The organism is Sulfitobacter guttiformis (assembly GCF_003610455.1).
Classification (GTDB): Bacteria; Pseudomonadota; Alphaproteobacteria; order Rhodobacterales; family Rhodobacteraceae; genus Sulfitobacter; species Sulfitobacter guttiformis.
Genome location: NZ_RAQK01000002.1, coordinates 235,013 through 256,790 on the forward strand (window position 1 = coordinate 235,013; position 21,778 = coordinate 256,790).

Below are 21,778 nucleotides of genomic sequence, written 5' to 3' on the forward strand. Positions count from 1 at the left end.
GGTCCACTTCGGTCAAGGGGATCGGGCGGCGCCAGTGGTTGCGCTCTGTTCATACGTGCAACACGCTTCTTCTTTTGCACTGAATAAGATGACAATCCGAATACCAATGCGGATTTCACGACACGATCCTTGAATTTTCTGCAAAAGTGCAAATAACCTTGATCCGCCCTGAACGCAGAAATGTGATAGTGCAGAAATTGCGCATATTTAGTCTCCCATCACGGCCATTATGTCCGAACCGGACATTCGGTGTGAGGTCAGATGCCGTGTTGTGGGCTCTCCGAAGCGTAACTTCACTCCGGTTGCGGCATTGTGCCGTGTAAGAATATCAAAATAAGGGCACGCCGATCATGCATTACTATAAAATTAAGCATAAAATCTATTAAAGCAGGGGATCAATTAAAAATGACTGCTTACTCTCGTCGAGCGCAAGCAGTCGTGTTTTAGAGGAAGCGGAAAAACATTGCCCCCAAATAACTTTTAGATGGGCTCAGGTACGCCGACTTTAGCTGAACGTGCAGCTTCTGATCCGCGAAGCATCAGCAGTTTTGAACGGATGGGCGCGTCAGGCTCTGGGGGAAAGCCGACTTTGGGGGAGCGTGCAGCTTCTGAACCTTTCAGAGCTAGAAGTTTAGAAATATCAATCTTCATCTTTACGTTTTCCAATTAAGCTGGTCTTTTGATTTTGTGTGAGAACTCTAGGAAGAACAAGCACCTATGTCTAGTCATGATCCAATCCTTCCGCAGCAAAAATTGATGGCCTCTTGGGACGGGCGGGCTGTTGATGAGCGCGGTATTCTGCGAATTTTGAACGAGAACGGCACCCGTTCTCCGCTGTTTTGGATCTTCAACGGCGCACCAGAACCTGCGCGTCTGGCGAAGTGTTTGGGCGATGATCAGCCTTTGATCTACTCTCGGTCTTCCCATTTGCTAGTTCGGCCCGGCGATGACCCGATGGATATACGTAATATTCTGGCACGGTATTTGGCATGCGAATTGTGTCAGCATTTTCCCGAAGCAAGCTTTGATATCGGTACCAGTTGTCAGGGTAGCACGATAGCAATGGCGGTTTGCAACCTGTTGCGAGAGGCTGGAAAAGGCGTGGGGCATCTTTGCCTGATCAATTGTTCATTGCCGGAAATCGTCACGGATCGTCCCGCGCTTTTAGTTTATGGCGACCAAGACACGGCGAGTAATCCGTTTCATAAGGATCCCGTTGGCGCAGGCAAGCGTGCAAAATCAGCATTCTCGGAATATGAGAAGTATATGGTTCGGGCTGAACATGGCCAATTCTATTCTGAAGGCACAGTCGAAATGCTCATCGATCGCTTTTACGCTTTCAGATCGCGCGTGGCTGGTTCGGGGGAGGCCAAGAGGGCTTTGACAGCGTAGGCAAGCTCTTCGACGGTTGGGTGATACAGCACGCTCGAAGGATGAATTTCCGTATTAAATCTCGCTTCCAAAGATACACACAAACCAGCCACTGCGAGTGAATCCCCACCAAGTTCGAAAAAGTCGCTTTGACGATTAATTGCTACATCGGGAAAACATTCCTGAAATGCAACAATGACCTGTTCAATGATGTGATCAAAAGTCGACAAAGTCACCACCCATCTCAGTTAAATTGTTTTTCAGAATACGCAGAGAAATCTTGTTCGAAGATGTGCGCGGGAGATGAGTGCTTATCATGATTTGGTCAGGTCGGCGGTAGGAGGATATTGCCGACCTGATCGTTGCCCTCAGATCTGTGGCATCTGTTCGGGATTCGACTGCCAAGAAAATCAAATCATCTGCAGAGCCGTCGGCCAGAGTTGTAAACGCTATGCAATCCCGAACACCATTTAGCTTTTTAACATCCTGCTCCAGATCTGAAAGGTTTACATTGATGGAATTCCGGCAGGCAATTTGTGCGGATCGGCCAGCGATGAACAAGTAGCCATCCGCGTCGATCCAACCCATGTCACCTGTATCGATAAGGGCCGCACCTTCCCGCCAATCAGGTCGGGCAATAATATGGCCAACTTCACCTGTCGGTTGCATGTGGCCATTGTCATCTTCGATCCTGACTGTGATCTCGGGAAAGGGTTTGCCCACTGAGTTTGGTTTTTCGATTATATCCTTTCCGGACAAAAGAGAGACAGCCCCCACACCCGACATCGAATACATATTCCGAACACCGGGCGTCAAAACCCTATAAGCTTTTGCTAAAGTTTCGGGTGAAATAGGCCCCCCGATTGAGGACATAGTTTTGATATGTGGGTATGCGTGCTGGGTATCTGTTGCACAGTCTTCGCCGTGAAAATCCAGCAAATCCCCTATGATTACAGGAGGTAGACCGATGACCTTAATGTTTGGCCTGCAAAGGGCTTGATGAAGATCTGTGGTCCTAAAGAATAATGGGAGGCTTAGTAGGTATTGGCCTTGCATCAAAGTCTTGATCCATTGCGACAGTACCGCTCCGAAGGCAAGGCTCCCCACGCTGATGGTCGGTAATGCGATTGAGTTGTTCAAAAGTCTTCCGGCGGTCACCAATCCATCAATGAACGACGCATGGGTGATGGATCTATAACGTGGTAATCCAGTTGTTCCTGACGAGGACAGGATCAATGCGTTGTTATTGTGTGAACCTTCCGCGAACTGCAGATTGATGTCGCAATCATGAATTGAATCACGAGAGGGCAAAAGCCCGAAACCCCCACGACGCGCAAAGCTCGGTGAGTCTGTATAGATTGCGTTGATCCCCGCGTTTACACGCGCGGTTGTGATTTCCTCTATCGTCTGGCGTGGATCAAGAAAAAGCACTTGGGCTTCTATCGACCAAAGAGCGATCATGGCCTCCACACCTCTCACGCGATCAACGCAGATCAATGCAATTGCAGATTTGGACGGAATGTTTTCTTTATTAAAGAAATCGGCAAGATGTTGCGCGGAGCCCGCTATATCGCCCCGTGAGAAAACTTTGCCAGCTTGCTCGATACAAAAAGCGTCAGGATCAGAGCAGGCCTGTTTTAAAATGTTAGAGCCGATATGGTGCTCATTAAATTGCATCAACGGCGCCTTTAGAGTTCGAAAAAAGAATACTGCCGAGGTCCGTCAACTTAGCATGCTCGGCCACTGTATCTTCGCAGTCCCGAAACGCCCTGATTGCGCGGGTCTGATGCTCGCGTAATTCTTCTGACCAAGTCGGTCGGTTGGGGGAGTTGAGGACTGCCTGTGCGGCAACTGCCATTCTTGCCGACACCCACATCGCGTGAAAAATTCCCTCCATCGGGCGAGGCTGTTTGCGCAAAGGAGATGTGAAACTGGCACTTGCATCATTCAATACGATTTCATCGTCTAAGTGATAGACAAACATCTGTTGATGGGAGCTTTCGTGGACAAGAGACATTAATGTTCTTGGCAGATCTTTGAGCCCCAAGGGATTGATGAGCACAGCGCCGAAAGCATCAAATACCGAAGCCCCTCCAAAAAGCTGCTGAGCGTCAGTATCGGCGACTGCAAAATAGATCTGATTGGTGAGCAATTGCAGCTCTTCCATCCAATCCGGTGCAGTTTGACCAAGTGTTTCCAACGCTTCGGTCACCAGCAGTTTGCATTGCTCGGTAACTTCGCTTGCAGGGGCGACGAGACTTGTTGTTAGCCCGAGATCATCAGCAAATGCGTATTTTAGTAGATAAACGTCATCGGGATGCAGGAGGTCTCCGGCCAACGGCTGCACAGAGAACTGATCTGGCTGGCCAGTGCTACGGTTTGCTATGTCTTTTAGAATTTCGAGGGCTTTAGGGACATCTGTTGTGTTTTCACTTAAAGCGGCTTTCAGCAAAACACCGTGAAGTGCAAAAATAACCGCATTCGGAAATGCTCTGCCTCCCACTATCAGATCATTGAGTGCTTGATCCGTAATCGGCGGGGTAAACCTGGGGCCAAACACATCGAAGACCAGGTGTTTCAGTGATTCCAGTAGTTTGAGACGAATTCTGCCTCGTGTGTCGAAGATGTATTGGGGATTGGGCAAGAAGTAATTTTGCATGATGTCGCGAATGTCACTTTGATGAAAACCACTGTGCGTCAGTGAAGTTTTGCGAACCGGCGGCAACTTAACCGCAGAGAGAGTTTAACCTATCAGATTAGCCTGAATATGCGGCTTACTGGTGGAGATGCAAGTGGCTCAGAAGTCCGCTTTGCGCATCGTTACTAACCCTGACTTAAGTCAGGCGGTCCATGTCACTTTGGAAACTAAGCGCTGCGGATCATGATTGAAAGCCGCGGGCCTTTGCATGCAATTTTGAGCATCATGATGCGATCGAATAAGAGTTTGCAGGGCGCAAAGCCTGCAGAACAGCATCCTGTTGGATTGTTGCGTTCCAATCCGTGATCTCAAAACGCAAATCTAAGCCTAGTTAATCTCTAGAACCACAAAAATATCGTGAGAGTCTGAACAACGTCCCGCCGTTGAATATTTACTATGGACGGGCAAAACCATTTTAAAACAAATGAATAGGATCAACCGGAAGACCCCCAATGTACATTCCGTTCGAGATGCCCGTTAATTGATTTCATATTTACAGAAAGAATTAGACGTGGGTGGCTTTTATTGGGCACCTCGCTGGGCAGCTTGGCATCGCCAAGTTGAACCAATGACGGCCTGTTCAGGCATATGGTCAACACGCCGGTTGCGTTCTTATTGCATGAATTACAATAGTCGTGGTTCTCCATGCGGGCATAGGCCAAACAACGATTGGGGTTCTGAAAAGTCGAGAGCCAGACAGTCAAATACGAGATGACATTTTTTAGGTTGCTCTATAACGATTCTGCCATCGGAAACAGAAACGGTGCGGTCTTGCTGTTGGTGGAGCGAGACACTTCTGCAGGGGGGCCTTGAGCCACGACCTTGCCGCCATCGTCGCCCGCACCGGGGCCGATATCAACGAGCCAGTCACTTTTCCGGGCCACAAGCATATTGTGCTCGACCATTATGACGGAATTACCAGTATCAACCAGTCGATCAAGCTGCGCCAACAGCAGTGTCACATCCGCAGGATGGAGGCCTGTTGTCGGTTCGTCCAGAACATAAAGCGTGTCGCTGCGCTGTGCGCGCTGCAGTTCCGTTGCCAGTTTGATCCGCTGTGCCTCGCCACCCGATAATTCCGTCGCCGGCTGGCCAAGGCGTAGATAGCCGAGGCCGACCTCACGCAATGCCGCAAGTGCGCGCCCGATTGCGGGTTCATCGGCGAAAAAGTCGTGCGCTCGCTCTACCGTCAAATCGAGGACTTCTGCGATTGTCTTTTCGCGATAGCAGATTTCGAGTGTTTTATCATTGTAGCGCTGCCCGCGACATACGGGACAGAGGGCATAAACACTGGGCAGAAACAGCAGTTCGACGCTTACAAAACCGGCACCTTCGCAGTTCGGGCAACGGCCCTTGGCAACGTTGAATGAAAAACGCCCAACGTCATAGCGCCTTGCACGCGCTTCTGCTGTTGCGGCAAATAGCTTGCGCACATGATCGAACAGGCCGGTATAGGTCGCCAGATTTGATCGTGGCGTGCGGCCAATGGGTTTCTGATCCACCACGACCAAGCGCCGTATATGTTGCATACCATCGACGATATGCCCGCCGGTAGGGGTGTCCAATTCCTGTTCCAGCAGTGCCGGTTCGTCCTCGGACGTATCGACTTGTGGCTTCTGGCCCAGGGCTTCACTGACGAATGCAACCAGCGCCTGACTGACGAGGCTGGACTTACCCGAGCCCGACACGCCCGTTACGGTGGCCAGAACGCCTAGTGGCAGGTCAATATTGACCCCGTGCAGGTTGTTCCGCGTTACACCTGCCAGACGCAGCCAGCCTTTCGGCTCTCGCGGTTTACGGTCGCTGGCAAGGGTGCGCTCAAACAGATGCCGCGCGGTGTGGGAGGTTGCGACCTCTCGCAGGCCAGCCAGTGCGCCATTGTAGACGACCTTGCCGCCTTTGGTGCCAGCGTCCGGTCCAATGTCCACGATCCAGTCGGCGTGGCGGATGACATTTACGTCATGCTCTACCACGAACAGTGAGTTACCGGCGTTTTTCAGATCATCCAGCGCTTCAAGCAAGGCCTGAGTATCAGAGGGATGCAGCCCTGCGGACGGTTCGTCAAGTACATAGACGACGCCGAAAAGCTGCGACCGGATCTGCGTGGCCAGCCGCAAGCGCTGCAATTCCCCCGGTGACAAACTGGCTGTGTTGCGTTCCAGCGATAGGTAGCCAAGGCCAAGACGGGTCAGCGCTGAAACGCGGGCCAGAATGTCACGGGTAATGCGTTGCGCCACGATCGCTTTTTCGGGATTGCTATCATTCGCTACGGGTTCCCTATTCGCCGCCTTATGCAATAGCGCGCCAAGATCGCGCAGTGTCAGACGAGAGATCTCGCCGATATCAAGTCCTTCGAAAGTAACCGACAACGACTCGCGCTTCAGCTTTTTGCCATCACACGCCGGACAGACGGAAACGTCCATGAATTGTGAGACACGCTTTTTGGTGCGGGCGCTTTGCGTTGTGGCAAAGGATTTCAACACATAGTTTTGTGCACTGGTGAAGGTGCCCATATAGGTTGGCGAACGACCCTCTTCACGCGCTCTGCGGGTTTCCTCCGGTGTCATCCGAGCATAGACAGCTACCTCTGGGGTATCATCCGTAAACAGGATCCAATCGCGGGTGTCGCGTGGCAAATCCTTCCACGGTATGTCGATGTCATGCCCCAGAGAAATCAGAATATCGCGCAGGTTCTGCCCGCCCCAGGCCGGGGGCCACCCAGCGACCGCACCATTGCGGATTGTTTTAGTTGGGTCAGGGACGAGGAGGTCTTCCGTCACGTCAAACACGCGCCCGATGCCGTGGCAGCGCGGGCAGGCGCCGTCTGGCGTGTTGGGCGAAAATGCATCCGCGTAGAGGATCGACTGCCCTTTGGGGTACTCGCCAGCGCGGGAATACAGCATCCTCAAACCGTTAGATATTGTCGTGACACTGCCGACTGACGACCGGGCCGATGCGGTTCCCCTCTGCTGCTGCAAGGCGACGGCAGGCGGAAGGCCGTCAATGCTGTCGACGTCGGGTTCGCCCACTTGGTCGATCAACCGACGCGCATACGGGGAGACTGAATCCAGAAACCGCCGCTGGGCCTCTGCGAAAAGTGTGCCAAAGGCCAGAGACGACTTACCTGAGCCCGAAATTCCGGTGAAGACGACCAGCGCATTGCGGGGCACGTCAATGTCAACGTCCTTAAGGTTGTGAACACGCGCACCCCGCACCTGAACGCAGTTTTCACGACCAACTGAAACGGTTTCGCTTTTTGTTAGGGCGATCTGAAGACCTCTTTTACTGCATTGGTTATCGGTAAAACCTTAAATATTGACCTTCGGATACCACAACGCACCGGGATTGAAACACCCGCTAAATGTGATGAGGATATCCGGAATTCCGACCTAAACGGATTCCGCGAACACATCTATGCAAGAGATACCCAACCGGAAGAGTAGGGAAGCAAGATAGGGGTTCCGTGTTGGGAGTAGCCGTGAATAGGGAAGATTGATACGAAAGCTGCGAGGCAATTCCGTGCCCTGTTTCAGGACGCTTGCAGGTAGCTGGCAGGTGAGAATAACGAGGCTTTCCACTGCTGGTATTTCTCTACCATATTAGTACTACGCCACGCGCGGTATAGCGGCGCTCACCTCCAAATGAAGAAGAATGTCATCGACAGCAACCTTTGAAAGTGCAGCGCAATTTGCCAATCCCTGCGCGAAAGGGTTTACCGAGAGGATCTGTGGCATTGCCAAACAGTAGACCCGCGAAGTTGAAGCCGTTGCCAATGGCAGTCGATACGGCGCCGATATACCGATCATATTCTTAGGGAGTTGCGCCGATAGTGTCGCAAATTTCAGGTCTTTAAGCGATGCAGATGGCTGTCCACGAGCATCTACTATCACATCGAAGCACTGAATGCCGTCGACTGTATCAACTGCAACCGCATCTTTTTCACGCGAAAACTTGCCCCCCTCCTGTGTGGCCACAAGATCGAGGACGCCTGCATCATAAAGTGCAAGTACCCGCTCGACTGAAATATGGGGGATGGCCGCATAGCAATCGCCAAAAACTGGAGCCAGATGGTCGTGGAATGTTTTCATGTCCTCTTCATTCAAATGGTCGAGGAGGGGTTCGAAATTCTCATGCCCATGAAGCAGGGTGCAGCGATATCCTTGTGTTGTCCGATCGTCGAACGTCTGGACCGCAACTTTGAGAGATTCGCGCAAAGCTCTCAGTCCACCGAGTTCTTTGCGTTGTTTTACATAAGCAGCACAGAAGCCCTCAATTGAATCTGCTTGCGATCCCAGAGCGGAAAAATATGCGGGGTCGGTTGCCCGAAGTTCTTTCACCAAAAGGGCAAACACACGCGCGAGGAGATCATCTGAACCTTTTTCAATTTCCAGCCTGACAGCTTCAGGCGTGATGTGTGTAAGTGGCTCAAACGGGTAGGGGTAAAAGAAATCAGGCTCCGGCATAATCTCATTGCGCGAGATCATGGTGATCTTCAGGTCTTCTGCCCCGTCAGCGACAAACCACGAGGTCCGGCCGTTACTCTCATGGAACTCGCCATGCGCCAGACCCAACGCGACAAGTACATCAATCGCGGACAGAGAAGACCCCAAGATCCCGATGCGTTTTGGCGAAAGTTGCGTCACATTGCTGTAGGGCCATGGAGAAACAAGTTCTACGCCATCAATTTTCGGTACCGATGGCCAGTCATGACCTGTGGCGATGATTATATCATCGAATGCCAGTTTGAAATGACCATCGTTGTTGGCCCCGATGCAATGAACCGCAGTATCATTTGGTTCAATATCGTTCACGCGATGGCCTGTAAGAACCGTAATGCTGTGTGCCCCATCACGGCCTTTGGCGCAGAGGGCATAGAACTCTGCCTGAAGATACTCACCCAACAGAACGCGCGGATAGAAAGAGCGGCTATTTATATCCTCCTGCGCCAACCCCCAGCGGTGTAGAAAGGAATCCGGTTGATCCTTAAGCCAGAATGCAAGTCGCTGGGTGTAGATCGGGATCTCCTTGCTGAACGCATTGCAGTACATCTCATCTGCATTAATGCCAGCACGGTAAGGCATGCCACACCCCGCCACAGCATCAGCCTCGAATATCGTGATGCTAAGAGGGGTTTGGCTGGTTATCAATTGGCGCAGAGAATAGCCTGCCATTGGTCCTGAGCCGATAATGCCAATGCGACGCATGACTATTTCCCTTATTGAAGACCGTACATCTCTGCGACTTTACATAACTTTCAAACGTCATAATGGTGCTTAAAGTTCCATGGTGCACCGCTAGAAAATATCATTTTGGTTAGGGGGCGGTAAGAAACCATGTCACCGGTAAATCTTTACCAAGTCAGTTCTATGAGCAGAGAACCTTGTCCCCGCATTAGCTTAACGCATGCCCGTTTCAATTTCTTCGCTCGAACTGCTGGGAGCGTGCCGCCATGATATGATATGGAACCAAGTCCTCGTCCAGATGTTGGTCCTTTGAATACGTAAGATAAAAGGAACATTGACATGGCTATTGGCTCTCTCAAAGACGTCTATCTCGACCAGCTCCAAGACTTGTGGAGTGCAAACAAACAATCACTTGATGTTGTAAACGAGCTCGGTTCCGCAGCTACCGACAAAGAGCTGTCCAAGGCATTGATCGCGGGAGCCAACGGCATCAGCGACGGCATGGAGAAGGTTGCAGAGATCTGCAGCAAGCATGACATCGACCCGACTGGATCCCACTGCCACGGCATGCAGGGTTTGGTAAAAGAAGCTCGCGCGCACGGTTTGGAAGAGACTTTTACAGATGATGATGCCCGCGATGCAATGATCATAACACAATATCAGCGCATGGTTCATTACGCTTTGGCAGGCTATGGCTGTCTTGTCGCATTTGCTAACCGTCTGGGCGAAGACGGGGACGGTGCAATCCTTCAGGACTGTCTGGACAGCACATATAATGGCGACCGTACCATGACTGCGATTGCGACCGGACAAGTTAACAAAGCCGCAGTGTAAGTTTTTTGTTGCAGTACGACACTGCTTAGCCGGTGAATGAAGGCCCGACGCTGATATGCGCTCGGGTCTTCATATTTATACTACGGGAAAAATGGTAACAGGCCCTATGTAAAAGCTTATTTTGGAACCTGTCATAGTGTACGTTCATCAATTTGTCTGAAAATCCGACTGCGGAACTTACGAGATTAGAAATCAGCGCTGGTGAGAACCTTAGTTGGCTCAGAGTTAAAGTGTCTGAAACAGCAGTCTGATGTAGTGAGCAGTTGCAGCGAGTGAGACTCGCTATCACACGATCGAAGGCTTTTTGATAATGCGGCATTTGTTTAATTTCCGTCCCACACACTCCACCCAGCTTTACGGCGGTTACGGACATGGTTGCGTCCAAAGTAGTTGGTCAAAGCCGCGGATTATAGTCGGCCGCATGTTTTGAGTTATAATTTTTAATGAAGCTGACGCCAAATTTGGCAAGGCTGAAATAGATAATACGGATCAAAGATCACAGCTTACCGGGATGGTTCGGATCAACTTACTGCCCGAGCGAGAATTCAAAACGATCATAAGCGGGAAGGGGTGGTACCTCGGCGAAATCCCCATCTAATCGAGGGTTTGGTCAGTTAACTAGGGACTGTTAACCTCCTAGAATTAAAGGACCTTTACGTAGGATCATCTGCCCTATGCATCCGGCAAAACACCCTGTTCCATCTGATCTGCAAGTGCTTCAAAAACCCGCATAATTTCTGCGGGTGTCGTCCTATTCAGAATGTCGTCGGCAATTTCCGCCTCTGACCAGATCACGGTTTTGGCCGGATCATGGAGCATTGCCCACTGTCCGAACATCCGGTCTGCCACGGATTCAGACAAGAGTATTTTCATGCCCACGTGCCGGTCATCACGGCCGATCCGCTGAGCGGCAGCCTGTACTTTGTCACTCGGTCCCTCAAGAAGTTGAAGATAGATATCGTGCCTGCAAATCAGTGCGCCGGTAATACCGTCTCGCAAATTATGCTTACGCGCATCCAAAAGGATACCGCTGAGCGATGGCATATCGTACCCGAAAGGTTGCGAGACATAGATCAGTCTGATGAGGTCGATTATGATATTCCTCCGTTTTCAAAGCTGCAAAATGAGTGCAGTGCGCGCTAGGACCGTGCCTCTAAAACATTAGGTTGTTCCGCGACAGGAGTCTTGGCACATTTTGAAGCACCTTAACGATTTTAACGAAAAAACCGCACATCCATCAAAGGATGTGCGGCCTAGAACGTTCAATTCGGATTTAACTACCCGATAATCGCGTTCAGCGTTTTCGAAGGGCGCATCACAGCGGAGGTTTTTGTTGCATCCGTATGAAAGTATCCGCCCAGATCAACGGCGGGTCCTTGTACTTCTGCCAATTCTGACAGGATTGCATCCTCACCATCAGCAAGCGCCGTAGCGATCGGTGCAAAATGTGCCGCAAGCTCTGCATCTGAGTTTTGCGCGGCCAATGCTTCAGCCCAGTAGCGGGCGAACCAATAGTGGCTGTTGCGATTATCAGGCTCGCCCACTTTGCGAGATGGTGAATGACCGTGGTCGAGGATTCCTTGAGTTGCAGAATCAACAGCTTGGCCTAGCACCCGCGCCTTTTCGTTGCCTTTTGCATCCGCCAGAAACTGAAGGCTTTCGCCCAAGGCACAAAACTCGCCCAGGCTGTCCCACCGCAGGTGGTTCTCTTCCTGTAACTGCTGGACATGCTTGGGCGCTGAGCCGCCTGCGCCAGTCTCGAACAATCCGCCACCGTTCATCAGTTTGACGATGGAAAGCATTTTAGCAGAAGTCGCCAACTCAAGGATCGGGAACAAATCCGTGAGGTAATCGCGCAGCACGTTGCCGGTGATCGCAATAGTGTTCTGGCCCGCAGTAATAATCTCGAGCGAGGCGCGGGTCGCTTCGCGGGGCGCCATAATCTCGAACTTGTCCGCTACACCTTTGGCTTCGAGTATCGGTTTGACGTATGCTATCAGCTCTGCGTCGTGGGCACGCTCTGCATCAAGCCAGAAAATCGCGCTGCAGCCTTCGGCTTTTTGGCGGTCAATCGCAAGGTTTACCCAGTCCTGAATGGGTGCCATGCGCGCAGAAGCCGAACGCCAAATATCGCCGGCCTCGACCTTGTGCTCGTGCAGTATCGTACCATCCTCAAGGATCATCCGCACAGCGCCTGCTTCCTCGATTTCAAAGGTGGTCGGATGGGAGCCGTATTCCTCGGCTTTTTGCGCCATCAGGCCTACATTCTGAACAGTGCCTGCAGTCGCAGGGTTCAGTTTTCCGTTTTCTTTGAAGAACTTGATGGATTCGTCATAGATGGGCGCATAGGAATTATCGGGGATCACACAATTTGCGTCATGCTCTTTGTTATCGGGACCCCATCCTTTGCCGCCTGCGCGAATGAGTGCTGGCATTGACGCGTCGATAATCACATCAGACGAGACATGAAGGTTTGTGATCCCCTTATCACTATCGACCATATACATGGGTGGACGGGCCGCCATGCATGCCTCGATATCGGACATAATCGCAGCATCATCTTTAACACGCGCCAGCAAATCACCAAGGCCGGAATTCGGATTCACACCACGCGCGGCCATCGTATCGCCATGCTTGTCGAAGACAGGCGCGAGAAACGCCTTTACCGCGTGGCCAAATATGATCGGGTCTGACACCTTCATCATCGTGGCTTTCATATGTAGCGAAAACAGTGTGCCTTCGGCTTTTGTCGCCTCGATCTGCTCGGCAAGGAACGATTGAAGCGCGGCCGCGCTCATGAACGTGGCATCGACTACTGTGCCTGCAGGATAGCTCACTGCGTCCTTCAGGACAGTCTCGCCGGCGTCGGTAACAAGCACAATTTTGGCTGTTGCCGCATCTTTAAGGGTAACCGATGTTTCGTTCGAGAAAAAATCGCCGCCAGACATGGCCGAAACTTTGGTCTTGCTGTCTGCGGACCAGTCGCCCATGCGGTGCGGGTTTTTCTGGGCAAAGCTTTTTACGGCTTTCGCAGCGCGGCGGTCGGAGTTCCCTTCACGGAGCACAGGGTTCACAGCCGAGCCTTTGAGCCCGTCATATTTTGCACGAACTTCCTTCTCTGCGTCCGTTTTTGGCGCATCCGGATAGTCGGGCAAGGCATAGCCCTGTGACTGAAGCTCTTTCACAGCGGCAACCAACTGTGGCACCGAAGCAGAGATGTTCGGCAGCTTGATTACGTTTGCATCGGGCGTTTTTACCAGCTGTCCAAGCTCTGCAAGATCGTCGGTCTGTCGCTGCTGTTCGGTCAGGTGCGCGGGGAAGGCGGCAAGAATACGGCCAGCCAGACTGATATCTTTGGTGCCGACAGATACACCGGCGGCGGCGGCGAATTTCTGGATGACAGGAAGGAAAGACGCCGAGGCCAGCTCGGGTGCTTCGTCCACTTTTGTGTAAATGATATCTGACATGGGAGGCCCCTTTTAAAGTGATTTTGCAAATTATCTACCGGATGCCTTGCGGGGCGTCGATAGCATACCGCAGTATACATCCGTTTGGGGCGCGTATACGCGAAGGTTTTTGTTCAATTCGCCATGGTAGCAGCCGACACTAGATGGCTTTGCTATAAATTTCTATGGGACATAAAAAAAGCGCCGGGTAAGGCGCTTGATTTGAGATGATGGTCATGGGGCAGGGATGTTTTATGCGCCCCAAGTGCGTACTGTGCCGCAATCCATATGGACAAAATTTGATCCAGAGTATTGCCCGACACCGCCACCACGACATACAGCAGCTGCTTTTGCGACCTGTCTTACAGACCGGCTATCGAGGCGCAAGTCTGCAGCCTGTCCACGAAGGTGAAGGGAGTTCTTTGCAACACCACCGGAACGGGAGCGCAGCATCGCATTGGTTTTTGGACTGCGGTAACCAGAGAGCAGCATATAGGGCTCATTGACCTCGAGAAGATTATGCGCTGCTGCCATAATATCGACTGTGCGCAAGTCCATGTTAACGGTGTCGTTGGTCCGCCAGTCGCGCATGAAATAATTCACTTCTTTAACCGCATCGCCAATATATTGGCCTTCGATCCAGTAAATCATGTCAATCCGCTCGCCGGTACGGCCAGAATACATTTTTATTCTGCGAATATCACCTGCGCCGCGCAGGAAACCTGCTGCATTCGCGAAAGTGGGTGCGGCGGTTACTGCTGTTGCTGCAAATGCGCCCAGAAGGCCGCGTCTTGTCATACCGTTCGAGAGTTTGCTTGTCATACTGTCTGTCCCGTTTCTTGCCCGACTGGATTTCTTCCCGGCCGTGGCGTGCCTGTGGATCTGCCAATGTGCGCGCGATGTTACACGTGCCTTTTTTTCATCTCCCCAGATGCCCTAACTCTATTGCATAGCAAAAAATTGGAACCAAGTGATGAATCCGTTAGTTGTGAAATAGGGGGAATTTTAGGCAAGTTCTTGCGCATATGAATTCTCAGCAGGTGCCAGCATCCGCGTCTGATGTGCTTTTGGCACCAAATTACCGATATTATGAATAATATCGCAATTGTGAGTGGACTAACCCGCACTCTTTGCCGAAAAGAACACTGGATAAAAGGAAGAAAAGTCTTTCCGGGGATACACTTATGTTGCTACGTCTGCCTAAATTCTACGCACCGCGCACAGCCGCGACATCCGCTGCCATGGCGCTTTTTCTCGGCGTACTGTTTATCGCGCCTGCCCTACCACTGAGCGCGGAAGTTACGACTGCTTTTAAACAGGCCGTGGCTGAAACAGGATCGCGTGACGCAGACATCGCAAAATTTTACCGCGAACAAAATTTTGAAGGCGTGTGGACCGGCGCGGGCGAACTACATCAGGCGCGCCGCGCGGCCTTGCTCGATGCGCTGCGCCACGCAGGCGACCACGGTCTGCCGATTGCCCGTTATGATGCGGACACGCTTGAGCGGCAGATGAAAAATGCCCGCTCTGCCCGTGATCTGGGTTTGATCGAGGTCGAGATGACGCGCATGTTCTTGCAATATGCCCGCGATATCCAGAGTGGCGCTCTTGTCCCTGGCAAGGTTGTCAGCGCAATCAAGCGCGAAGTTTCTTATACTGATCGCGAAGAGCTGATTTCAGGATTTTTGTCTGCGCAGCCTGCCGCCTATCTGCGCAGCCTAGCACCGCGCACAATTGAATATGCCGCGTTGATGAAGCAAAAAATGCTGCTTCAGGAACAATCGGCTCGTGGCGGGTGGGGGCCTGCTGTGAATGCAGCCTCGCTTGCTCCCGGCGATTCTGGCCCGGCGGTTCTGGCGCTGCGCAGCCGGTTGATGGTGATGGGATATCTCGACCGCTCGAACGCAAAAACCTATGATGCCGTGATGTCTGACGCCGTGAGTGCATTCCAGACTGCGCATGGCCTCACGGCGGACGGCGTCGCTGGTAGCGATACCATTTCCCAGATCAACGAGAGTATCGATAGCCGACTAAAATCCGTCGTCGTCTCCCTTGAGCGGGAGCGCTGGCTCAACAAGGATCTCGGCAAGCGCCATATCCTTGTGAATATTCCTGATTTCACTGCCAAAGTTGTCGATGACGGCCGCGTCACCTTCGAAACCCGGTCGGTTGTGGGGGCAAACGAATCCGACCGTCCGACGCCGGAGTTCTCGGACGTCATGACTCATATGGTCATTAACCCGAGCTGGTATGTCCCGCGCTCTATCGTGGTAAATGAATATTTACCCGCATTGCGCAACAATCCTAACGCCGTGCGCCATATTGAAATCACAGACAGAAATGGGCGTGTGGTCAATCGCGGGTCAGCTAACTTTGCCAATTACACGGCCCGCACGTTTCCATATTCCATGCGTCAGCCCCCCAGCTCCTCCAACGCGCTGGGATTGGTAAAGTTCATGTTCCCGAACCAATACAACATCTATCTACACGACACGCCTTCAAAATCGCTGTTCAGCCGCGAAGTGAGGGCCTTCAGCCATGGCTGTATCCGCCTTCAGGATCCTTTCGACTTCGCCGAGGCGTTGCTGGCCAGGCAAGAAGCGGATCCGATGGGCTTTTTCAAGGCGCAGTTGGGGACAGGTCGCGAATCCCGTGTAAATCTGGTGGAGCCTGTTCCGGTACACCTGATTTACCGCACCGCTTTCACTGACAGCCGCGGCAACCTGAATTTTCGCCGTGACGTTTACGGCCGTGATGCGCTGATCTGGGAGGCGCTCCAAAAGGCAGGGGTAGAACTCAACCGCGTTCAGGGTTAATCCTGCGCGCAACCCATCCGGAGCGCGACATGACCTACACCGTTAAAGAAATCGCAGTGGCGTTGGGGGCATCAGCCTTCGGCGCCACAGATATTTTGATCACTCGTGCTGCCGAACCAGCGATGGCAGGTCCCGATGATCTGGCTCTCGCAATGAGCCTGAAGTTTGCAGAAAGCCTGGCGGAAGGGCGCGCCCGTGTGGCGATGCTGTGGGAAGGCGCTGATTGGGAGGCCCTAGGGCTTGAGGCTGCCATTATAGCGCCACGCCCGCGTTTTGCCATGGCAGGGCTTACCGGAATGCTGGATCAGGGGCAGGGATACGCAACAGGAATCCATCCAACCGCTTTTGTCGATCCAGAGGCCGTTTTGGGCGCGGACGTGAGTGTTGGACCGCTTGCTGTCATCTCGAAAGGTGCGAGGATCGGCGCAGGCAGCGTGATTGGCCCCCAATGCTTCATAGGCTGGAATGCGACACTGGGTGCAGGCGCATACCTTCGCGAAGCGGTGAGCATCGGCGCGCGCGTCACCATCGGCGACCGCTTTATTGCCCAACCAGGCGCGCGCATCGGGGGCGACGGTTTCTCTTTTGTGACTGCCGAGCCTTCAAACGTGGAAAGCGTGCGCAAGACGCTGGGAGATCAGGGCGATGCAAAAGCTCAGGACTGGACGCGTATTCATTCGCTAGGATCGGTAACGATCGGTAACGATGTGGAAATCGGCATGGGTGCGACGATCGATTGCGGTACCATTCGCGATACGAAGATCGGCGATGGTACCAAGCTGGATAATCAGGTGCATATGGGCCATAATGTCGTCATTGGGCGCAATTGCCTGATTTGCGGACAGGTCGGCATCGCGGGATCTGCCACTATCGGCAACAATGTAGTGCTGGCAGGCCAATGCGGCGTTAACGATAATATATTCGTTGGTGACGGAGTGATTGCCGGTGGCGGCACTAAGCTGATGTCAAACGTCCCTGCGGGTCGCACCATGCTGGGATACCCCGCCACGCAGATGGACAAGCAAGTAGAGGGCTACAAAGCGCTACGCCGGTTGCCCCGCCTTATGCGTGACGTAGTGGAATTGAAAAAGGCGGTTTTCAACGCCGACAAGGATGCCTAAATGCTGTGCATAAGGCAGCCTAAAGGAAGACCCCCATGGACGTCAAAAATCAGGTAATCGCGATCATTGCAGAGCAGGCATTGCTTGAGCCGCAAGATGTGTCGATGGACAGCACACTCGCGAGTCTCGGCATCGATAGTTTGGGCCTCGTCGAGAGTATCTTCGCCATCGAGGAGGCGTTCAATATTACTGTGCCGTTCAACGCTAACGCGCCCCGTGAGTCCGATTTTGATATCAGCACCGTGGCCAGCATCGTCGCAGGAATAGAGCGTTTGCGCGCAGAACAAGCGGCCTGATGAGGCGCGTTGTCATAACAGGCGCTGGCACGGTCAACGCGCTGGGGCATTCGGTGGCCGAGACAATGGCAGCAATGCGCGAAGGGGTCTGCGGGATCTGCCCCTTGGATGTACGCGATGTAGAGCGGCTGCAAATCCAGATCGGCGGGCAGGTCAAAGGGTTTGATCCGGAGGCGCTTTTCAGCCGGCAGCATCGATCCCTTTATGACCGGTTTACCCAATTCACAATGATCGCTGCCCGCGAAGCGATTGCGCAGTCGGGCCTGACCTTCACGGAGGCGCTGGCTGATACATCCGGCGTTGTGCTGGGCACAGCGGGCGGCGGCATTGGCACTACCGATGATAACTACCGTGCTGTCTATGAAGAGGGTAAAAACCGCGTACATCCCTTTGTTGTGCCGCGCCTTATGAACAACGCCGCTGCTGCGCATGTCAGCATGGAGTGGAACCTGCGAGGCCCCAGCTATACCGTGTCTACTGCTTGCGCCTCCTCGAACCATGCCATGGCACAAGCCTTTGCCATGATCCGCTCGGGCATGTCGGATGTGATGGTTACCGGTGGATCAGAAGCGATGTTGTGCTTTGGCGGTGTAAAAGCATGGGAAGGATTGCGCGTCATGTCGCGCGATGCATGCCGTCCTTTCTCGCTTGGGCGTAATGGTATGGTGCAGGGCGAAGGGGCAGGGATATTCGTGTTCGAAGATTACGAGCATGCCCGCGCCCGCGGCGCAGAAATCCTGTGCGAGGTTGCAGGATTTGCGATGACATCTGATGCATCCGACATCGTCATGCCGTCAAAAGACGGCGCTGTACGGGCCATGAAAGGTGCGCTGAGGGACGCAAATATTGATGCGACGAAAGTAGGCTATATCAACGCCCATGGCACCGGTACGGCGGCGAACGATAAAACCGAATGCTCCGCTGTGAGAGAGGTTTTCGGGGGGCATGCAGACAACCTGATGATCAGCTCGACCAAGTCTATGCATGGCCACCTGATCGGCGGCACTGGCGCGGTGGAGGTGCTCGCTTGCATTATGGCGTTGCGCGATGGTGTGATCGCGCCCACGATCGGCCATATCGCACCCGACCCTGAATGCGCACTCGATGTTGTGCCAAACACGGCACGCGATGCAAAAGTGGAGGTTGCCCTCAGCAACGCTTTTGCTTTTGGCGGCATGAATGCTGTGATCGCTCTGCGCAATATCTGATACACTATAACGGAGATAAAAAAAGCCGCCCCAATTGGAGCGGCTTTTGCAGTTTTATCCTGTCCAGATTACTGGTCCAGAACAGAAACCTTATCGTATGATGCGGTAAATCCAGCGAGCGACAGCGTCAGCGCCACCTTCTGATCTGGCGCTAGCGCCGGAACAATTGTCATCGTCGCCTGTTTGCCGCGCTTGAATGCAGCGATGTCTTCGGCAGTCAAACCCAAGCGCACATAACAGCCGACAGGATTACAGAATGCATACGGATAGCGGCGCGCCTTGCCTCCGTCGATCGAGAGGGTGAGCTGCTGGGTCAATGCGGTTTCAAGTGGAACGATAATCGTCGCACCAGCGACCGCTTTGCCGCCATCAGGCAAACGGAACAGCGATACTTCGGCAACCGGAACATTCTCGCCATCGTTCATCAACTGATACATCTGGCAGGGCTCTTCACCTTCTTCGGCTTTGAGACAGCGCATTTCCCACGATCCAATGACTTCGCGGGTATAGGGCTGACCCACGACCGGCTCGGGGTTCGCAGCAGGTGCGGCATTCGCATCCTCGCCAAGGCTAAGCAAATCCTCGGTTTTCGTCTCTCCGGTCTCTGGCGCTTCGGTTTCAGTGACCGTTATCGCGCCATCGGCTGCGGGTGGCGTTGCGGTCTGCGCGAAAGCTGCGGCTGGTACCAATACAGTCAGAGCTGCAAAAAGTGGCAGAGCCGTCAAAAATTTTGTCATGGGAAATCCGTCGTTTGTTTACTGTTAATCCGCCTTAGCATTCTCCGGCTGGCTTGTCAGGGGGATAGCTGGGAGACATGGGGGCGATACAGCGCTTTTTTGCTTAACATGCCTGCAACACAGCGCGGACCCATCCTAACGCCATAAAAAAAGAGGGCACAGCGCGCCCTCTCTTTCGGTAGTGGTAACTCCCTGTCGGACTGTGCCGACTTATTCTGGAGACGATATGCAACACAACGCCAACGGTCAACCGAAATTAAGCTATTTCGAGACCGCAAGGGTCAACGGTGTGAAAAAAATGCCGTACCCTAAGGTACGGCAAGTCTGACAGGGAGGAAGCGTCAGCACGTCAGGGACATCTGCAGTGCTGACCATTTCACTATGGCGCCTAAAGGTTAAGTTAGTATGCTCGTGCGGTGCGGTACGGCGCAGGATGCCTTTGCACCCGTTTAATTGCAGGAGACTATGATTGTGAGTTCTGATCTTTTAATGGGCGGCGGTGGTCCCGACTATGGCACGCAGCAATTTTTGTCGCTCAAATATGCCAACCGCCACGGGCTGGTTGCGGGGGCAACGGGCACGGGTAAAACCGTCACACTCCAGATCATGGCCGAAGGCTTTTCAAAAGCCGGCGTACCGGTTTTTTTATCGGACGTGAAAGGCGATCTTAGTGGTCTGGCTATTGCGGGCGATCCTACGCATAAACTTCACACACCCTTCACCGAACGGGCACAAAAGATTGGCCTGACGGATTTCGGATACGAGGCCTTTCCCGTCACGTTTTGGGACATGTTCGGTGAGCAGGGGCATCCCGTGCGGACTACCGTCTCGGAAATGGGACCGCTGTTGCTGGGTCAGCTTCTTGGCCTCACGGATGCACAAGAGGGGATATTGAACATTGCATTCCGCCTCGCCGACGAAGACGGAATGGCACTGCTTGATCTCAAGGATCTACAGGCGCTACTGGTCTGGATAGGAGAGAATGCAAAGGATCTGTCGCTTCGCTACGGGAACGTTTCGACCGCCTCCGTGGGTGCCATCCAGCGCAGTCTGCTGGTACTGGAAAACCAAGGCGGGACCAAGTTGTTTGGCGAGCCTGCGCTTGCTTTGTCGGATCTCATGCGCACCGATACAAACGGGCGGGGCATGATCAATATTCTTGCCTCAGACAAGCTAATGGGCGCGCCCAAACTCTATTCCACCTTTCTGTTGTGGCTATTGTCAGAACTCTTCGAGGAGTTGCCCGAAGTGGGTGATCCTGACAAACCCAAACTGGTCTTTTTCTTCGACGAGGCGCATTTGCTCTTTGACGGTGCCCCCAAAGCACTGATCGACAAAGTCGAGCAGGTCGCCCGCTTGATCCGCTCGAAAGGGGTCGGTGTCTACTTTATTAGTCAGAACCCCGCCGACGTGCCGGAGGATATTTTAGGACAGCTTGGCAACCGTGTGCAGCATGCCTTGCGCGCCTTTACCGCAAAAGACCAAAAGGAATTGCGACTGGCCGCCCAAACCTACCGCAACAATCCCTCCTTCAGCACTGAAGAGGCGATCCGCGAGGTAGGTGTCGGCGAGGCAGTTACATCCATGCTCCAGCCAAAAGGTGTTCCGGGAATTGTTGAGCGCACGCTTATCCGCCCGCCGTCATCGCAATTGGGGCCTATCACCGCCGAGCAGCGAAAGACGTTGATGGCAACCAGTGGTATGGCAGGCAAATATGACACGCCTCTTGACCGTGAAAGCGCCTTTGAGACACTGCGCGGACGCGCCGAGACCGCCGCAGCCGAGGCGCAAGCGGCCGAAGCCGCAATCGCTAAGGCCGAGGAAGAAGCAAAGGCGGCCAAAACTGCGCAAGCCGACACACCCTCTCTACGTGATTTCAAACAGGCCCGCCGCTACGCCGGAAAAAACACTTCCAACACCGCTACGCGCACGTCAAGTCGGCGATCGTCAGGCACCGATGGCATCGGAGGTGCCATTGCGGACGTATTCCTCAAGGAGCTCAAAGGTACCACAGGCCGCCGTATCGTACGGGGCATTTTGGGCGGGTTGTTCAAAGGCCGCTAAGTCA

Annotated in this window: 17 protein-coding genes; 7 read left to right on the top strand and 10 right to left on the bottom strand. The window is 53.1% G+C overall.

From position 1 onward, the window contains the following. Positions 1–480 precede the first annotated feature (480 nt). Entirely contained in the window at positions 481–651 is a 171-nt protein-coding gene (locus C8N30_RS19400; RefSeq protein WP_156949544.1) for a hypothetical protein, read from the bottom strand. A gap of 105 nt (positions 652–756) precedes the next feature. Here C8N30_RS19400 and C8N30_RS13820 point away from each other — a divergent pair, with 105 nt between their 5' ends. After that, on the top strand, positions 757–1,392 hold the full coding sequence (locus C8N30_RS13820) for a hypothetical protein (RefSeq protein ID WP_037967881.1): 636 nt from the start codon (positions 757–759) through the stop codon (positions 1,390–1,392). On the opposite strand, the gene C8N30_RS19975 is transcribed toward C8N30_RS13820, so the two are convergent. The 5 genes from C8N30_RS19975 to C8N30_RS13845 all read right to left on the bottom strand — a co-directional run bounded on the left by C8N30_RS19975 (position 1,332) and on the right by C8N30_RS13845 (position 9,273). Then, entirely contained in the window at positions 1,332–1,610 is a 279-nt protein-coding gene (locus C8N30_RS19975) for an acyl carrier protein (protein ID WP_409373595.1), read from the bottom strand. The two genes, C8N30_RS13820 and C8N30_RS19975, sit on opposite strands and share 61 nt — an antisense overlap. Continuing rightward, the gene (locus C8N30_RS13830) at positions 1,588–3,048 is read right to left on the bottom strand and encodes a class I adenylate-forming enzyme family protein (RefSeq protein WP_025062206.1); all 1,461 of its coding nucleotides are present in this window, start codon (positions 3,046–3,048) and stop codon (positions 1,588–1,590) included. The genes C8N30_RS19975 and C8N30_RS13830 overlap by 23 nt, the downstream gene beginning before the upstream one ends. After that, positions 3,038–4,096 (bottom strand): aKG-HExxH-type peptide beta-hydroxylase, encoded by a 1,059-nt coding sequence (locus C8N30_RS13835; RefSeq protein ID WP_120222885.1) that lies wholly within the window; start codon positions 4,094–4,096, stop codon positions 3,038–3,040. The genes C8N30_RS13830 and C8N30_RS13835 overlap by 11 nt, the downstream gene beginning before the upstream one ends. A 704-nt stretch (positions 4,097–4,800) precedes the next feature. Beyond that, positions 4,801–7,239, bottom strand: coding sequence for an excinuclease ABC subunit UvrA (locus C8N30_RS13840; protein WP_232222809.1), 2,439 nt, complete (start codon positions 7,237–7,239; stop codon positions 4,801–4,803). 435 nt (positions 7,240–7,674) lie between these two features. Beyond that, entirely contained in the window at positions 7,675–9,273 is a 1,599-nt protein-coding gene (locus C8N30_RS13845; RefSeq protein ID WP_025062203.1) for an FAD/NAD(P)-binding protein, read from the bottom strand. Between the two features lie 318 nt (positions 9,274–9,591). Here C8N30_RS13845 and C8N30_RS13850 point away from each other — a divergent pair, with 318 nt between their 5' ends. Next, positions 9,592–10,086 (top strand): ferritin-like domain-containing protein, encoded by a 495-nt coding sequence (locus C8N30_RS13850; protein WP_025062202.1) that lies wholly within the window; start codon positions 9,592–9,594, stop codon positions 10,084–10,086. Positions 10,087–10,758: 672 nt separating this feature from the next. On the opposite strand, the gene C8N30_RS13855 is transcribed toward C8N30_RS13850, so the two are convergent. From C8N30_RS13855 to C8N30_RS13865, 3 genes are all read right to left on the bottom strand, one after another. Continuing rightward, on the bottom strand, positions 10,759–11,184 hold the full coding sequence (locus C8N30_RS13855) for a BLUF domain-containing protein (protein ID WP_322787475.1): 426 nt from the start codon (positions 11,182–11,184) through the stop codon (positions 10,759–10,761). Positions 11,185–11,363: 179 nt separating this feature from the next. Continuing rightward, positions 11,364–13,553, bottom strand: a complete 2,190-nt coding sequence (locus tag C8N30_RS13860; protein ID WP_025062200.1) for an NADP-dependent isocitrate dehydrogenase — start codon at positions 13,551–13,553, stop codon at positions 11,364–11,366. A gap of 231 nt (positions 13,554–13,784) precedes the next feature. Beyond that, positions 13,785–14,354 carry a YcbK family protein gene (locus tag C8N30_RS13865; protein ID WP_025062199.1) on the bottom strand — a complete coding sequence of 190 codons (570 nt, stop codon included), beginning with the start codon at positions 14,352–14,354 and terminating at the stop codon, positions 13,785–13,787. Between the two features lie 362 nt (positions 14,355–14,716). On the opposite strand from C8N30_RS13865, the gene C8N30_RS13870 reads away from it, so the two are divergent. The 4 genes from C8N30_RS13870 to C8N30_RS13885 are packed head-to-tail and all read left to right on the top strand — an operon-like array spanning position 14,717 to position 18,973. Beyond that, positions 14,717–16,348 (top strand): L,D-transpeptidase family protein, encoded by a 1,632-nt coding sequence (locus tag C8N30_RS13870; RefSeq protein WP_409373596.1) that lies wholly within the window; start codon positions 14,717–14,719, stop codon positions 16,346–16,348. Positions 16,349–16,377: 29 nt separating this feature from the next. After that, a complete protein-coding gene (gene lpxD / locus C8N30_RS13875) occupies positions 16,378–17,469 on the top strand; it encodes a UDP-3-O-(3-hydroxymyristoyl)glucosamine N-acyltransferase (protein ID WP_025062197.1) in 1,092 nt (363 codons plus the stop codon). A 35-nt stretch (positions 17,470–17,504) separates the two neighbouring features. Beyond that, positions 17,505–17,765, top strand: coding sequence for an acyl carrier protein (locus tag C8N30_RS13880; RefSeq protein ID WP_025062196.1), 261 nt, complete (start codon positions 17,505–17,507; stop codon positions 17,763–17,765). Then, positions 17,765–18,973 (top strand): beta-ketoacyl-[acyl-carrier-protein] synthase family protein, encoded by a 1,209-nt coding sequence (locus C8N30_RS13885; protein WP_025062195.1) that lies wholly within the window; start codon positions 17,765–17,767, stop codon positions 18,971–18,973. Before C8N30_RS13880 ends, C8N30_RS13885 begins: the two co-directional genes overlap by 1 nt. Positions 18,974–19,041: 68 nt before the next feature. Here C8N30_RS13885 and C8N30_RS13890 read toward each other — a convergent pair whose 3' ends face one another. Continuing rightward, positions 19,042–19,710: an invasion associated locus B family protein gene (locus tag C8N30_RS13890; protein ID WP_025062194.1), complete on the bottom strand. Its 669-nt coding sequence runs from the start codon at positions 19,708–19,710 to the stop codon at positions 19,042–19,044. Between the two features lie 465 nt (positions 19,711–20,175). Between C8N30_RS13890 and C8N30_RS13895 the strand changes: the two genes are divergently transcribed. After that, on the top strand, positions 20,176–21,774 hold the full coding sequence (locus C8N30_RS13895) for a helicase HerA-like domain-containing protein (protein WP_232222807.1): 1,599 nt from the start codon (positions 20,176–20,178) through the stop codon (positions 21,772–21,774). Positions 21,775–21,778: the final 4 nt, after the last annotated feature.